This window comes from uncultured Bradyrhizobium sp. (assembly GCF_936928535.1).
In the GTDB taxonomy this organism is placed as follows: domain Bacteria; phylum Pseudomonadota; class Alphaproteobacteria; order Rhizobiales; family Xanthobacteraceae; genus Bradyrhizobium.
In genome coordinates, this window is record NZ_CAKZHY010000146.1 from 1 (window position 1) to 13,782 (window position 13,782).

Genomic DNA, 13,782 nt, shown 5'->3' on the forward strand with positions numbered 1-13,782 from the left:
TAGCTAGCGCGGCTTGGTTGGAAGGCCCCAGGGGACCCGTTACCCCATCTACGAACTTCCCTAGATCTCCAGCTCCGTGCCGAACTCCACCACCTGCTTGGTCGGCACCCCGAAGAACGCGGCCGAGCGCTCGGCGTTGCGCTGGAGGAAGGCGAACAGGCCTTCGCGCCAGACCCACATGCCCGGGATGTCCTCGCGCGGGATAATGGTCTCGCGGCCGACATAATAGGTGATGTCGGCGAGGTCGATGCCGGGCAGCTTGCCCTGGCGGCAGGCGAGCGTCAGCCCCTCATAGATCGTCGGGTTCTGCATGAAGCCGTAATGCAGGATCACGCGGGTGATGCCGGGAATGATCTCGATCACCTCGGCGCGGTCCTGATCGTCAATGTGCGGCAATTCCTCGATCAGCACGGTGACAAGGATGATGCGCTCATGCAGCACGTGGTTGTGCTTGACGAATTGCGTCAGCGCCAGGGGCACGCCTTTGGGGGCCGAGGCCAGGAACACGGCGGTGCCGGGCAGGCGCGCGCTGCATTTGTTGACCGCAGTCTCGATCAGGTCCTCCTCGGGCTGACGCAGCTTTGCGCGCGCAGCTTCGACGAGCCTCACGCCGGCGCGCCAGGTCAGCATCAGGAAGGCGACGAGGCCGGCGAGCAGCAGCGGAAACCAGCCGCCCTCGAACAGCTTGATCGAGTTGGCGGAGAAGAAGATCACATCGATCACGAAGAAGAAGCCGTTCACGACCACCACGAGCCACGGCGAATAGCCCCACTGGATCGCGACCAGGGCAGCAAGCAGGGTGGTGATCGCCATCAGGAGCGACACCGCGATGCCGTAGGCGCCGGCGAGCGCGTCCGAGGTGCCGAAGCTCAGCACCGCGCCAAGCGTCGCCGCGGCAAGCAGCCAGTTCACCAGCGGCACGTAGATCTGGCCGATCGCATCGCTCGTGGTGTGCCGGATCTGCATGCGCGGCAGGAAGCCGAGCTGGATCGACTGCTGGGTCAGCGAGAACACGCCGGAGATGATCGCTTGCGAGGCGATCACGGTCGCAACGGCCGAGAACGCCACGAGGCCGTAATGCAGGAAGTCGGGGCAGAGCTGGAAGAACGGATTCTCGATCGTCGAAGGATCGGTGATCAGCAGTGCGGCCTGGCCGAAATAGTTCAGCACCAGCGCCGGCAGGCAGATCGCGAACCAGGCGAGTCGGATCGGCAAGCGGCCGAAATGCCCCATGTCGGCATACATGGCCTCACCGCCGGTGACCGCGAGGAAGGCGGCGCCCAGGATCGCGAAGGAGACCTGGAAGTCCTGGTGGATCAGGAAGTCCAGGGCATAGAACGGGCTGAGCGCCGCAAGCACGGCGGGGGCCTTGAGAATGCCGTGGATGCCGAGCGCGGCCAGCACGACGAACCAGGCCAGCATGACCGGTCCGAAGATGCGGCCGATGAAGCCGGTGCCTTGCTTCTGCATCACGAACAGGCCGACCAGGATGGCGATGGTCAGCGGCACCACGACCGGTGAGAGCGACGGGGCGTCGACCTTGAGACCTTCGATGGCTGATAGCACCGAGATGGCCGGCGTGATTGCGCCGTCCCCATAGAGCAGCGCAGCGCCGACCAGGCCGACCACCAGCAGATGGGCGCGCCAGGTGCCCGTTTGCGCGTGACGGGCATGCAGCAGAGCCAGCAGCGCAACGATGCCGCCTTCACCGCGGTTGTCCGCGCGCAGGATCAGCAACGCATATTTCAGTGAGATAATCAGCAGCAGCGCCCACAGGATCAGCGAGGCAACGCCGAGGACGGCGTCTTGTGTCACTGTGCCGCCATGAGCGGCCGCCTTGGCGGCTTCCTTCAGGGCATAAAGGGGACTCGTGCCGATATCGCCATAGACCACCCCGAGGGCGCCCATGGTCATCGCAAGCGGCAGCGGATTGGGATGTTGATGGCCGGAGGCGACTGCAGGCGTACTGGACAATTGCAAACCCCTCGATGGGACCACACCCATCGGGCCATTCCGGGGAGCGCGGGCATCAGACAGTCTGCGACGAGACGTCGCAAATTGCCATGGGGTTTAACTCGGCGATCGTGACGCCAAGCTGACAGCTCGCCTACGGGGTGCGGTCCGCAGTCACGAGCCGAGCAATGCGGACGTCAGCCTTGGTGCCGGCGTGACGCAGGCAGGAGGCCTCGAAGTTCGGCCAGGCCTGCTGCGAGCAATCCCTGCCGATGGCCTTGATGTCGAGCCGGTCGCTCTTGGCAAGCGGCTGCGGCACGCTCGCTTCAACGGTGGGAGCAAAACCGGGCAGGAGGGTGAGGGCTGCAGCAACACACGCAGCAAGAGCGATCGCCGAAAGAGCCTTGATCATTGACTGTCCCCTGTGATGCGGCCGCTACGCCCAATGTGCGGCCCGTCGTTCGTTGGCTGGATTAGTAACCATGGCCAGTTTCCGGACGTCTTCGCCGATGCCGGAAATGGTTTCGTGCGCGCCCCGTTTTGTGTCGTGGATGCCCCGAGGACGAAACAAACCGGGGCGTTCCGACGCGGAATGGCGAAAAAATCGGCAGGAATAGACAAGGAACCGGCCCGGCTTGCCGGGCAGGGCCGGGCGGGGTAGGACGGAGCCATGCCGCGCATTGCCTTTTACCCAGGTTCCTTCGACCCCATCACCAACGGCCATCTGGACGTGGTCCGGCATGCCGTCCCCCTGTGCGACAGGCTTGTTGTCGCGATCGGCGTTCATCCCGGCAAGAAGCCGCTGTTCTCGACCGAGGAGCGGCTGAAAATGCTGCATGATGTCTGCGGGCCGGTGGCGGCCCAGGCGGGCTGTACGCTGGAGACCGCCACCTTCGACGACCTCTCGGTGGCTGCCGCCCGCAAGCATGGCGCGACCATCATGATCAGAGGTTTGCGCGACGGCACCGACCTCGATTACGAAATGAAGCTTGCCGGCATGAACGACGCCATGGCGCCGGAGGTGCATACGGTCTTCCTGCCGGCATCCCCGATGGTCCGCCCGATCAACGCCACACTGGTGCGCCAAATCGCTGGCATGGGCGGAGATGTTTCGTCCTTCGTGCCGCCGCTTGTTGCATCCCTGCTCAAGGCCAAATTCGCCTGAAAAACGGCGCGCTTCTTCATCTCATCTGATCCGGAGTTTTCATGAATCGGCGTTTCGCAATTCTTGCCACGATGTTTTTCGCGCTCGTTGGCGCGGTCCCGGCGATCGCGCAGCAGCTGCCGGCCAATCTGGACAAGGCCAATGCGCTCGTCATCGACACCACCAAGGGCCGCATCGTCATCAAGCTCAGGACTGACCTGGCGCCACAGCACGCCGAGCGCCTCAAGCAGCTCGCGCGCGAGGGCTTCTACAACAACGTGCCGTTCCACCGCGTCATGGACGGCTTCATGGCTCAGACCGGGGACGGTCAGAATGGCAACGGCACCGGCGGCTCGAAATATCCGAACCTGAAGCAGGAGTTCTCCAAGGTTCACTTCGCCCGCGGCATCGTCGGTATGGCGCGGCGCGGCGACAGCGTTGATACCGCCAACTCGCAGTTCTTCATCATGTTCGCCGATGGCGGCAGCCTCGATGGCCAGTACACCGTGGTCGGCGAGGTCGTGCAGGGCATGGACGTCGTCGACAAGCTGAAGAAGGCACCAGCCGGCTCGCCGAGCGGCACCGTCACCGACCCTGACAAGATGGTGAAGGTGCAGGTCGCCTCCGACATCAAGTAGGAGAGCTCATGGCGCGCCGCGGCGACAGACTCCTGTTCGCTGCCGCGGCGCTGCTATTCGGCATCTCAGGTGCGGCCGCACAGGACGCACCTGTCAACACCATCCAGGACGTCTTCCAGCACTTGCGGAGCTGCTGGAAGCCGCCACCGCCGGCCAAGGCTCGCCCACTCGACATCACCGTCGTGGTGAGCTTTAACCGGTCCGGAAACATTCTGGGCCATCCGAGGATTACCCATGAATCCGCGGAGGCCTCCGACAATGACCGGCTGCAATACCGGATCGCGGTGATGGAGGCGTTGCAACGCTGCACGCCGGTGCCATTTACCGATGCAATGGCCGGCGCCGCCGCGGGACGTCCATTCGCGATCCAGTTCCGCAATCGGAAAACTTCACCTCCAACGCAAGAGAGACGAGCATGAGCGTCACCGAAAACACATTGATCCTCGAGACCACGCAGGGCCCCGTGACCATCGAGATGCGCCCGGACCTCGCGCCCGGTCATGTCGCGCGCATCAAGGAGCTAGTCCGCGAGGGCTTCTACGACGGCATCGTGTTCCATCGCGTGATCGAGGGCTTCATGGCACAGACCGGCTGCCCGCACGGCACCGGCACCGGCGGCTCGGGCAAGAAGCTGAAGGCCGAGTTCAACAAGGAGCCGCATGTGCGCGGCACCACCTCGATGGCGCGCGCCGCCAGCCCCGATTCCGGCGACAGTCAGTTCTTCATCTGCTTCGACGACGCCCGCTTCCTCGACAACCAGTACACGGTGTGGGGCAAGGTCACCGAGGGCATGGAGAACGTCGACAAGATCAAGCGCGGCGAGCCGGTGCAGAATCCGGACAAGATCGTCAAGGCGCGGATGGCGGCCGACAAGGAGTGACCGATTAGCGGTCATTCCGGAGCGCGCGTAGCGCGAATCCGGAATCTCGAGATTCCGGGGTCGATGCTGCGCATCGCCCCGGAATGACGGTGGTACTGAGGAATGCGCACTGACCTCTTCGATTTCGACCTGCCGCCGGAGCGCATCGCCTTGCGCCCGGCCAGTCCGCGCGACTCCGCAAAAATGCTGGTCGTCGAGAACGGCGCGTTGCGCGACCAGACCATTGCGGATCTGCCGCAATGGCTGAAGCCGGGCGACCAGATCGTCGTCAACGACACCAAGGTGATCGCGGCGCAGCTGAAGGGCCGCCGCATCGGCCGCGAGACTGAGCCGAAGATCGAGGCGACGCTGATCAAGCGCCTCGACGGCTCGCGCTGGCAGGCATTGGTGAAGCCCGCGAAGAAGCTTGTCGCCGGCGATCGCATCCGCTTCGGCAATGAGGGCAAGGTCTGCCTGCTCGGCCATCTCGATGCCGAGGTCGAGGCCAAGGGCGCGGAAGGCGAGGTGACGCTTTCATTCTCGTTCCACGGCCCGGCGCTGGATCAAGCCATCGCGGATCTCGGCAGTCCGCCGCTGCCGCCCTACATCGCGTCCAAGCGAACGCCTGACGATCAGGATCTCGCCGACTATCAGACCATGTTCGCGGCGAATGAAGGCGCAGTCGCAGCGCCCACCGCGGGGCTGCATTTCACGCCGGCGTTGGAGCAGGCGCTGCAAGCGCGGGGCGTTGGGATCAACCGTGTCACGCTGCATGTCGGGGCAGGGACCTTCCTGCCGGTGAAGGTCGACGACACCGACGGTCACAAGATGCATGCCGAGTGGGGCACGATCTCCGCCGAGACGGCTGAGCAGCTTAACACAGCGCGAAAGAATGGCGGGCGCGTCGTTGCCGTCGGCACCACGTCATTGCGCTTGCTGGAGAGCGCAGCCAACGAGGACGGTATCATCCAGCCGTTCGCGGCCGAGACCTCGATCTTCATCACCCCGGGCTATCGCTTTCGCGCCGTCGATGTCCTGATGACGAATTTCCACCTGCCGAAGTCGACGCTGTTCATGCTGGTGTCGGCCTTTGCCGGCCTGGATACGATGAAGCAGGCCTATGCGCACGCTATCGCGAACGAGTACCGGTTTTACTCCTACGGCGACGCGTGCCTGCTCTTTCGCGGACAAGAGATCAACGTTCAACGTTGTAACGCCGTCGTGAACGCATAGCCCCGCGTCGTTTTGTCCAGCCGCCAGGTTACAAACCACGCGGATCGATCTCCAGGTTGTGCTACAAGCGGTGATGAAAAAATCATTTTTCGTCGCGCTTTTCATCACCGTCTCTCCTTGTATCGCCCAAACCTTTGCCGGGACGGCAATCCCGCCAACCGATCCTTCGCTCCGTGAGCAGATCAAGGCAGATCGCGAAAGAGATAGGAAGGCCGAGGCGAACGCCAGCTCGGAGGCGCGGCCCTGGGACAGGGATGTGAACGGCAAGCGTCCCTGGGACCGTAAAGATCCGCCCGTGAAGTAGCCTGAAGGTGGGCGCGGCGCTCGCGCGCTTTTGCCCACCCCGAGTACTTCCGTTACGCCATCACCCGCTGCGGCAACAGTTCCGCAATCTGCACCGCGTTCAGCGCGGCGCCCTTGAGCAGTTGATCAGCGGCCACGAACATCGAGATCGAATGGCCTGAGGGGTCGCTGAGGTCCTTGCGGATGCGGCCAACCAGGACGTCGTCCTGGCCCGAGGCGTCGATCGGCATCGGGAAGTAGTTCTTCGCGCGGTCGTCGACGACCTTCACACCGGGCGCCTGCGCCATGATGGCGCGGACCTGGTCCTCGCTGATCGGCTTCTCGCATTCGAAGGTGATGGCCTCGCAGTGTGCGCGCAGCACCGGCACGCGAACGCAGGTGACGCCGATGGCGATCTTCTCGTCCTCGAAGATCTTGCGAGTCTCCTTGATGACCTTGGTCTCTTCGTCGTTGTAGCCGGTCTCGGGGTCGATGGCCGTATTGTGGTTGAAGAGATTGAACGCGTAGGGGTGCGGCATCACCTTGGGCGTATAGACCTGACCGTTGAGATTTGCGCGGGTGGATTCAACCAGCTCGTCCATCGCGGCGGCACCTGCGCCCGAGGCCGCCTGGTAGGTCGAGATGATGACGCGCTTGATGCGGTTCTTCTGATGGATCGGCCAGAGCGGCACCAACGCGGTGATCGCGGCGCAGTTCGGGTTGGCGATGATGCCCTTGTGGTCGCGGATGCGATTGCCATTCACCTCGGGGATGACCAGCGGCACATTCGGGTCCATGCGGAAGGCGGAGGAATTGTCGACGACGACGGCGCCGGCCTTGACCGCTAAAGGCGCGAACTTCTTGGAAATGCCGCTGCCGGCGGAGAACAGCGCGATGTCGACCCCGTCGAACGAGCGCTCAGTCAGCTCCTCGATGACGACGTTCTGGCCGCGGAACGACACCGTCTTGCCGGCGGAGCGGGCGCTGGCGAGCGCCTTGAGCTTGCCGACGCGAAAGCCGCGCTTGTCCATGGTGGCGATGAATTCGGCGCCCACCGCACCGGTGACGCCGACAATCGCGACGACGGGATCGTTACTCACTTTGTCCTCCATTGCATTTCGCTTGAGCTGAGATTCAGGCAACAAAAAAGCCCCGGACCATCTGGGGCGGGGCTTCGGTAGAGCTTGATGCGTTTAGTCGACGACTATGCGCGCACGCCTCCCCGGGCCCCGAAGGCCGTGGTGGTTTTGGTCGTGCGTTTGGTGGTCGTGAACATGGCGGCGACTTATGCGGGAGAGTTTTGCGCCCGTCAATGGATTTTCGGCGGGATTGTGACCGGCGTTATTTGCCTCGCACGCCCGGCGGCTCGAGCAGGACTTCCTTGAGATCGTCGCCGCTGATGACGACGATCGCGAAATTGAGCCGGCCGTCTTCGCGCACCAGCCCGCCGCTGATGGCCTTGCCGGATGCCGCCTGTTCGGCGACGCGGACCGCATCGGCGAGGCTATGCCTGATGGTGCCGAGCGCGGCGAGGTTACTGCGATCGTCGTGATCAAGTTCCGTGAGGGGCAGGGCGGCTTCGCCGCCGATGACCTCGCCGGTTGCTGCATTGATCGTGGACCGCCAGATCCGGTCGTTGTGGAGGGTCTTGACCCGGTACACAGGTACGCCCGAGCCGCCGTCGAAGCTGATGTCCGCGGTGGTCGCGCCGGCATGACGGGCTTCCGCGATCGCCATCGCCTGGCTGATCGAGATCGACGAGGATCGGAAGCGCTCGATCTCGCGGCTGACGGCCTGGCGATCCGCCGCGGTGTCCCCATCTGTCTCGCCGTGAAGGGTGGCGGGCGTGCTGCCTGCCGAGATGGTCGCGCGAACGGGCGCTGCGATGAGCAGCCCCGACAGGGCGATCGCCAGCAAGCCGTACACGCCTGATCTCGTCGCGCTCATGGTCCAAACCTTCGGCCGGCAGGTCTCGGCGAGCAATTCTGCCGGATGTTCGTAAAGAAATCGCGGCCGACCTTGGGCGTCGGCCGGCCGCGGAACGTCGCTAGCGGGCTGCACCCGTCGCGGCGATCAAAGCGATCCGGACCTCTTTTGGGGCTGGTGAAGAAAAGTGGCCCGCATCGCTCTATAAACAAAACCATACCGTATCGTTTTATTTCGGTCAACGCAGCGGCCGCCGTGCCCAGGGGACAAATCACTGGTCTCACGGAAATGTCAGCGGGAGGAGCGGCGGCGCTGCGCGGCCTTTGGTGCGCTCTGGATGCGGTCGGCAGGACCGATCGCGCCTGAGAGGAACAGCTTGATGGCCGCGCGCATCCGCTTCTCGGCGGCCTTCAGCTCCATCGGCGTTCCGAACGTCGCCATGCGGTGGGTGTGGCCGACGACGACGTCGAGGAACACTTCGGCTGCGATCGTGGTGTCGTCGACATCCAGCGCGCCCTGCGCCACCAGATGATCGAAGAAGCGGGCGGTGGTGGCGACGGCCTTCAGCCAGCCCTCTTCCTTGCCGAGCTTGGCGACGTCGGGGAAGTTGATGGCCTGTGCCGTCATCATGCGGCTGAACGCCACCGCGTCGGGGCCGCAAGTGAAGGTCAGCATCTCGCGCCCGATCTCGACCAGCCGCTGTTCGACCGGGATATCGGAGCCACTGCTGAGCTGGGTTTCCGCCGCAGCAGACAGCGGCGCAAGCCAGCGCGCGATCTCGCGGCGGAGAACGGCGGCAAACAGGCCGCGCTTGTCGCCGTAACGAGAATAGACAGTGGGCTTGCTGACCCGCGCGGCCTCGGCCACCGCATCGAGCGAGGTCGCGTCAAAGCCGCGATCGAGAAACAGGCGGGTGGCGACCTCGATCAGCCGCTGATCGCGCTCGATCGCGGCGCTCTTGGTCGGCCGGCCGCCGCGCGATTTCAGCACCTCGCGGCGCGGAGTTGCCGTCTTTGCCTTGGTCGCAGCCAATCCCATGCCCGGTGATATGCCCAATGATATGCCGAATGATTCCGGCGCGGTCGTGCCTGACGTCATTGATCTATAACGCGCAGCAGCCGGGGCGTCATCGCGAATCTGGCCGGATTGGCCTTATCGTCAACGGTCTTCCACCACCGCCGTTCCGCGACGCGGATGTCACGGCATCCGCGAGGTCCAGGCCTGGCCGCCGGCCGCTTTCTCGTATCCGAATTGGTAGAGCGCCCGCATATAGCCGGTGTCGAAGCCTTCGGACGGCGGCGCCGGATAGTCACGCTCGATGTAGGAGAGATGGAAGCCGAGATGGTTGCGCTGGGCGAAATCGTAGGTCGAGAAGATGATCGAGCGCGTCTGCGATTGCGTGATCGAGGACAGGCTGCGTGAGGCGACATCGATCGTGCTGTTGGCGACCAGCTCGAAGTTGCGTTCGATCTTCTTGTTGACGAGAATGTAGATGTCCATCTTCGCGTTGCCGGGCAGGCGTCCCTGCAACAGCAACGCTTCGGGCAATGTCAGCACCGGAGCCGTCACGCCGCCATCGACATGCATCTCCTGAAACCTGCGCCCCTGGCCTTCGGCCTCGATCAGGATCGGCGGAAACACCAGGGGAATGCTGGCGGAGGCCGCCATCACGTCACGAAACAGCTTGAGCGCCTCGGGCGTGCCGACTGCGGCGATCTTGCCCATGTCCCAGATCGCGGTGCGCTGGGTATCGAGATCGGTCGTAACCACCAGTAGCCGCCGGCCCTTGGCGTTCTCGCGCGCGACCTGTGCCAGGATCTCGGGCCCGACATAGCGCGCCACCAGCTCGCGCAGCCGCGTATTGCCGAACAGGCCGGAGCCGAACAGCACGCGGATGATGCTGGGATCGTTCAAGAGGCTCTCGGCGATGCCGCTGGTGTAGAGTTCGCGCAGCGTGTCGTCATATTGCGATCCGAGGAAGGCAAACGGCGCGATCAGGCCGCCGGTGCTCACTCCGGAGACGACGGAGAAGGTCGGGCGGTTGCGCGCGGCGCTCCAGCCATTCAGCACGCCGACGCCGTAGGCGCCATCGGCGCCGCCGCCCGAGAGCGCCAGATAGGTTCGGCTCCCGGCCGCCTTGTCCTGCTCGAAGCTGAACTTGGTGACGGGCTCGTCGGCGTAGCGCCTGAGGCCTTCGATATCGAGCACGCGCGAGCTGCTTGCCTCGGCCGCCGTATAGGGCGTGCGCGGGATCGAGGTGCAGGCGGCGAGCGCCAGGCTGGACGCCACGACCAGCGACCTGATCAGGCGGTCGCGCATGCGCTTGCTCCGGCCACCAGAGCGGCTGGAAACCTTCGTCGAACATGTGGGGAGGGGCATCGGTCGGTGGCTGGCGATCACGCATTTACGGCCGCCGGCCATTCGCCGCGGCGTCTCGTCCAGCCCCTAAGAAGAAACTACACTGTATCGTTTCGTTTAGCAAGCATCTGTGTCATCACGCCTATGTCAACGCTGTCCCAGTCTGGGGCATTGAGCGGGTTGATCGGGCTCGCCCGACACGCAATAAGCACCGCCATGAGTCTTGCTGATACCGCGCTCCCCAATCATTTCGAACTGCTCGCCACCGATGGTGCCGCGCGCACTGGCCGCCTGACCACGCCCCACGGCGTGGTGCGGACCCCGGCCTTCATGCCTGTCGGCACCGCCGGCGCCATGAAGGGCATGCACTGGCGCGAGGTGCGCGATGCCGGCGCCGATATCGTGCTGGGCAACACCTACCATCTGATGCTGCGCCCCGGCGCGGAGCGCATCCACGCGCTCGGCGGATTGCAGCGGTTCACGGGCTGGAACGGGCCGATGCTGACGGATTCCGGCGGCTTCCAGGTGATGTCGCTGGCAGATTTGCGCAAGGTCAGCGAGCAGGCCGTGACGTTCCGCTCGCATATCGACGGCGCCAAGGTCGAGCTGTCGCCGGAGCGCTCGATCGAGGTGCAGCGCTTCCTCGGCTCCGACATTGCGATGCAGATGGACGAATGCGTGCGGTTGCCGGCCGAGCGCGACGACATCGAGCGCGCGATGCGGCTGTCGCTGCGCTGGGCCGAACGCAGCAAGCGTGCCTTCGAGAGCGCGCCGGACGGCTACATGCTGTTCGGCATCGTCCAGGGTGGCGACGTGCCGCAGCTGCGCCATGCCAGCGCGCAAGGCCTCGTCGAGATCGGCTTCCACGGCTATGCGATCGGCGGCCTCGCCGTGGGTGAGCCGCAGGACGTGATGCTGGCGATGATCGACGAAACCGCGCCGAGACTACCGACCGATCGGCCGCGTTACCTGATGGGCGTCGGCACGCCCGACGACATCCTCGAGGCCGTGAAGCGCGGCGTCGACATGTTCGATTGCGTGATGCCGACTCGCAACGGCCGTCACGGCGTCGCCTTCACGCGTTTCGGGCAGGTGAATTTGCGCAACGCCCGCCACGCCGACGATCCGCGTCCGCTCGACGAAGAAAGCTCATGGCCGTCGGCGCGCAACTATGCGCGCGCCTATCTGCACCATCTCGTCAAGGCGGGCGAGACGCTCGGGGCGATGCTGCTGTCCGAAATCAATATCGCCTACTACCAGTTCCTGATGCAGGGCATCAGGGACGCGATCGCACACGGAACATTTGACGAGTTCTATCGGCGTACGCGCGAGGACTGGGCGAGGGGCGATATCGCCCCGCGCTAGGTCGATCAAAGGTCAGTTGCAGACGATCCGCTGCTTGACGGCATGCTTGGTCACGAAACCGTAGCCGCAATTGTCGCAGGTCCAGAGATACGAGATCACGTGGTCCGAGACGTAGGCGGAGGCTTCAGCGGCAACCATGGAATCGGCGCAGACGGGACAGGTGGGCAACTCGCTACAACGCGGATCGCGCCTCGGCGCGACGGTCGACAACACTTCAGCGACTGCTGACATCGTGGTGACCTCCCTGCTTCTAGACTTGAGTCTAACATAAGCAGAATCAGTTGACGAGGTCGCAACACGAATGCGTTGATTTTTCGTAATTGCTTCTGCTTCGGCACCTTCTCTGCGCTTGTTCCCAGTCTATCGCAATGCAAACAACAGTGTGCATTGCGATAGCAAAGATGACGTCGGGTTGATCAGATGTCGCACCAAGCTGCTTACGGCGCCTGCACCTGCACCGGCTTTCCAACTTCGGTCATTGAGCCGGGGGCGATCACGAGATAACGGCGCGAATCCGGCGTCTCGCTCTGCACAATTTGACGGATGGGTCCAAGCGCATTGACGATCGCCGATCCCGCCGGGTTGGTCATGAAGGCAGCCAGTGGCTCGAGCTTACCGCTACCGTCGGGATGGGTGGCGAGCGCCAACACGTAAGTGTGTTTGGGTTCGAGCCCGGTTGCCGCGGCCTGCAACACCTGCGACAGGCCCTGGTCGAACAGACTGACGCTGGTCAGGGCCTTCGTGCTCTCCGCAACGGGCCCAACCGGCGCCATGGCGAAATGCGCGACCGCGCCGGCAACGCCGAGCTGCTGCAAATTCGTGGCTTCAGAACTCGTTGCCTCGTCCATGACGGTCATGGCGCCGTTTCCGGACTCGCGTACCGTCGGCACGGCATCGGGCACATAGGCGACGGCCTGAGGCGCCTGGCCGATTGGAATGTTGGCAATGACCTTGTTCGTCAGCGTGTCGATGGCGGTGAGTTGGTCGTCATTCTCCAATCCGACATAGACGCGAGAGCCATCGCCGGATGGCCAGATGCCATGTGGCAACTTGCCGACCGGAATGGTGGCGACCTTGCTGAAGTCATCGGTGCGGTAGACTTGGATTTCGTTCAGACCGCCGACGGTGATGTAGGCGAACTGGCCATTGGCGTTGCGGACGATGTTGACGTGATTGGTGATCGGCCCCGTATCAAGCGTCTTGAGCAGGTTGAAGGGAGGGCGGGCGTCGAAGACCTGAGCCTTGCCGATATCCTTCAGGGTGAACCAGACTTGCGCGCCATCAGGCGTGGCTGCGAGATCGGGACAGAATGGGCTCGCCTGCGCGACCTTTCCCACGATGGAATGATCGGCTACGGAGATGACCGCGATTTCCGGGACGAACGAGGAGCAGACATAGCCGTATCTGCCGTCGGGCGAGAAGATCTGCATCCCGGGTCCGTTCGCGAGCGCGATCCGCGTCTTCTCTTCGAAACTGACGGGGTCGAGCACGGAAACGTAATTCTCGCCACGTACGGTGACCCAGACTTCCTTGCCGTCGGGCGTGAAGAAGGCTTCGTGCGGCGAGCGGCCGACATAGGTCGTGTGTTTGACCATGTTGGTCGCGGTGTCGATGAAGGTGACGGAGTTGGATCCGATCGAGATCACGGCCAGGGTGCGGTGGTCGGGCGAAAATCCCATGCCGTGGACCAGGAGCTGTCCCCGATAGAGCGGGCTGAAATTGGCCGGCGACGGCGCGCCGAGCCTGATGACGCCGAGAAGCTTGTTGTCGGCGGGATCGGTGACCGAGACCGTGTTGGAGAATTGCTCGGCGGCATAGACCCGGTCGTGATGGCTGACAGGAATGTCGGCTGCGGTCGAGGCGCCCGGCGCCTGTCCGCTCCAGGCCGGTAGGGTCGAGAAACCGAACATGCCAAGCGAAATTGTGAGCGCGAGAATTCGCTTCATGACGCGGTCTCCCTTATTTGCGCACTAGGGTCTGTACCTAATTAGCGATCTCTGATTCCGTCGCACGGAGTTGATTCG

Annotated in this window: 15 protein-coding genes; 7 read left to right on the forward strand and 8 right to left on the reverse strand. The window is 63.8% G+C overall.

All coding sequences use genetic code 11. The annotated features are described in order from the left end of the window. Positions 1–60: 60 nt before the first annotated feature. Positions 61–1,914 carry a KUP/HAK/KT family potassium transporter gene (locus Q0687_RS28665; RefSeq protein WP_298884714.1) on the reverse strand — a complete coding sequence of 618 codons (1,854 nt, stop codon included), beginning with the start codon at positions 1,912–1,914 and terminating at the stop codon, positions 61–63. A 193-nt stretch (positions 1,915–2,107) separates the two neighbouring features. Further along, entirely contained in the window at positions 2,108–2,365 is a 258-nt protein-coding gene (locus tag Q0687_RS28670) for a hypothetical protein (protein ID WP_298884675.1), read from the reverse strand. Positions 2,366–2,623: 258 nt separating this feature from the next. Between Q0687_RS28670 and coaD the strand changes: the two genes are divergently transcribed. From coaD to Q0687_RS28700, 6 genes are all read left to right on the forward strand, one after another. Beyond that, a complete protein-coding gene (gene coaD / locus Q0687_RS28675; protein WP_298884678.1) occupies positions 2,624–3,118 on the forward strand; it encodes a pantetheine-phosphate adenylyltransferase in 495 nt (164 codons plus the stop codon). 41 nt (positions 3,119–3,159) lie between these two features. Beyond that, positions 3,160–3,735: a peptidylprolyl isomerase gene (locus tag Q0687_RS28680; RefSeq protein ID WP_298884682.1), complete on the forward strand. Its 576-nt coding sequence runs from the start codon at positions 3,160–3,162 to the stop codon at positions 3,733–3,735. Between the two features lie 8 nt (positions 3,736–3,743). After that, complete coding sequence (locus Q0687_RS28685; RefSeq protein ID WP_298884684.1) at positions 3,744–4,154, forward strand: hypothetical protein; 411 nt, start codon at positions 3,744–3,746, stop codon at positions 4,152–4,154. Further along, positions 4,151–4,615: a peptidylprolyl isomerase gene (locus Q0687_RS28690; RefSeq protein ID WP_128951691.1), complete on the forward strand. Its 465-nt coding sequence runs from the start codon at positions 4,151–4,153 to the stop codon at positions 4,613–4,615. Before Q0687_RS28685 ends, Q0687_RS28690 begins: the two co-directional genes overlap by 4 nt. A 102-nt stretch (positions 4,616–4,717) precedes the next feature. Next, the gene (queA, locus tag Q0687_RS28695) at positions 4,718–5,827 is read left to right on the forward strand and encodes a tRNA preQ1(34) S-adenosylmethionine ribosyltransferase-isomerase QueA (RefSeq protein WP_298884688.1); all 1,110 of its coding nucleotides are present in this window, start codon (positions 4,718–4,720) and stop codon (positions 5,825–5,827) included. 73 nt (positions 5,828–5,900) lie between these two features. Beyond that, positions 5,901–6,131 carry a hypothetical protein gene (locus Q0687_RS28700; protein ID WP_298884690.1) on the forward strand — a complete coding sequence of 77 codons (231 nt, stop codon included), beginning with the start codon at positions 5,901–5,903 and terminating at the stop codon, positions 6,129–6,131. A gap of 52 nt (positions 6,132–6,183) precedes the next feature. Here the strand turns inward: Q0687_RS28700 and Q0687_RS28705 are convergent, their stop codons facing one another. The 4 genes from Q0687_RS28705 to Q0687_RS28720 all read right to left on the reverse strand — a co-directional run bounded on the left by Q0687_RS28705 (position 6,184) and on the right by Q0687_RS28720 (position 10,354). Beyond that, positions 6,184–7,221 carry an aspartate-semialdehyde dehydrogenase gene (locus Q0687_RS28705; protein ID WP_298884693.1) on the reverse strand — a complete coding sequence of 346 codons (1,038 nt, stop codon included), beginning with the start codon at positions 7,219–7,221 and terminating at the stop codon, positions 6,184–6,186. A gap of 229 nt (positions 7,222–7,450) precedes the next feature. After that, complete coding sequence (locus Q0687_RS28710) at positions 7,451–8,056, reverse strand: PepSY domain-containing protein (RefSeq protein WP_363324011.1); 606 nt, start codon at positions 8,054–8,056, stop codon at positions 7,451–7,453. 270 nt (positions 8,057–8,326) lie between these two features. Continuing rightward, a complete protein-coding gene (locus tag Q0687_RS28715) occupies positions 8,327–9,073 on the reverse strand; it encodes a TetR/AcrR family transcriptional regulator (RefSeq protein WP_298884699.1) in 747 nt (248 codons plus the stop codon). A 159-nt stretch (positions 9,074–9,232) separates the two neighbouring features. Continuing rightward, positions 9,233–10,354 (reverse strand): patatin-like phospholipase family protein, encoded by a 1,122-nt coding sequence (locus tag Q0687_RS28720; RefSeq protein ID WP_298884702.1) that lies wholly within the window; start codon positions 10,352–10,354, stop codon positions 9,233–9,235. A 255-nt stretch (positions 10,355–10,609) separates the two neighbouring features. Between Q0687_RS28720 and tgt the strand changes: the two genes are divergently transcribed. Continuing rightward, positions 10,610–11,758 (forward strand): tRNA guanosine(34) transglycosylase Tgt, encoded by a 1,149-nt coding sequence (gene tgt / locus Q0687_RS28725; RefSeq protein WP_298884705.1) that lies wholly within the window; start codon positions 10,610–10,612, stop codon positions 11,756–11,758. 12 nt (positions 11,759–11,770) lie between these two features. Here tgt and Q0687_RS28730 read toward each other — a convergent pair whose 3' ends face one another. After that, on the reverse strand, positions 11,771–11,989 hold the full coding sequence (locus tag Q0687_RS28730) for a hypothetical protein (protein WP_298884708.1): 219 nt from the start codon (positions 11,987–11,989) through the stop codon (positions 11,771–11,773). Between the two features lie 206 nt (positions 11,990–12,195). Then, positions 12,196–13,704 carry a YncE family protein gene (locus Q0687_RS28735; RefSeq protein ID WP_298884711.1) on the reverse strand — a complete coding sequence of 503 codons (1,509 nt, stop codon included), beginning with the start codon at positions 13,702–13,704 and terminating at the stop codon, positions 12,196–12,198. Positions 13,705–13,782: the final 78 nt, after the last annotated feature.

Bases quoted from the DNA above. Each gene is read 5' to 3' on its own strand.
- tgt (WP_298884705.1), top strand. From the start codon at position 10,610: ATGAGTCTTGCTGATACCGCGCTCCCCAATCATTTCGAACTGCTCGCC.
- Q0687_RS28670 (WP_298884675.1), bottom strand. From the start codon at position 2,365: ATGATCAAGGCTCTTTCGGCGATCGCTCTTGCTGCGTGTGTTGCTGCA.
- Q0687_RS28720 (WP_298884702.1), bottom strand. From the start codon at position 10,354: ATGCGCGACCGCCTGATCAGGTCGCTGGTCGTGGCGTCCAGCCTGGCG.
- Q0687_RS28715 (WP_298884699.1), bottom strand. From the start codon at position 9,073: ATGGGATTGGCTGCGACCAAGGCAAAGACGGCAACTCCGCGCCGCGAG.
- Q0687_RS28685 (WP_298884684.1), top strand. From the start codon at position 3,744: ATGGCGCGCCGCGGCGACAGACTCCTGTTCGCTGCCGCGGCGCTGCTA.
- Q0687_RS28690 (WP_128951691.1), top strand. From the start codon at position 4,151: ATGAGCGTCACCGAAAACACATTGATCCTCGAGACCACGCAGGGCCCC.
- Q0687_RS28665 (WP_298884714.1), bottom strand. From the start codon at position 1,914: ATGACCATGGGCGCCCTCGGGGTGGTCTATGGCGATATCGGCACGAGT.
- Q0687_RS28680 (WP_298884682.1), top strand. From the start codon at position 3,160: ATGAATCGGCGTTTCGCAATTCTTGCCACGATGTTTTTCGCGCTCGTT.
- Q0687_RS28705 (WP_298884693.1), bottom strand. From the start codon at position 7,221: ATGGAGGACAAAGTGAGTAACGATCCCGTCGTCGCGATTGTCGGCGTC.
- Q0687_RS28700 (WP_298884690.1), top strand. From the start codon at position 5,901: ATGAAAAAATCATTTTTCGTCGCGCTTTTCATCACCGTCTCTCCTTGT.
- coaD (WP_298884678.1), top strand. From the start codon at position 2,624: ATGCCGCGCATTGCCTTTTACCCAGGTTCCTTCGACCCCATCACCAAC.
- Q0687_RS28735 (WP_298884711.1), bottom strand. From the start codon at position 13,704: ATGAAGCGAATTCTCGCGCTCACAATTTCGCTTGGCATGTTCGGTTTC.
- queA (WP_298884688.1), top strand. From the start codon at position 4,718: ATGCGCACTGACCTCTTCGATTTCGACCTGCCGCCGGAGCGCATCGCC.
- Q0687_RS28710 (WP_363324011.1), bottom strand. From the start codon at position 8,056: ATGAGCGCGACGAGATCAGGCGTGTACGGCTTGCTGGCGATCGCCCTG.
- Q0687_RS28730 (WP_298884708.1), bottom strand. From the start codon at position 11,989: ATGTCAGCAGTCGCTGAAGTGTTGTCGACCGTCGCGCCGAGGCGCGAT.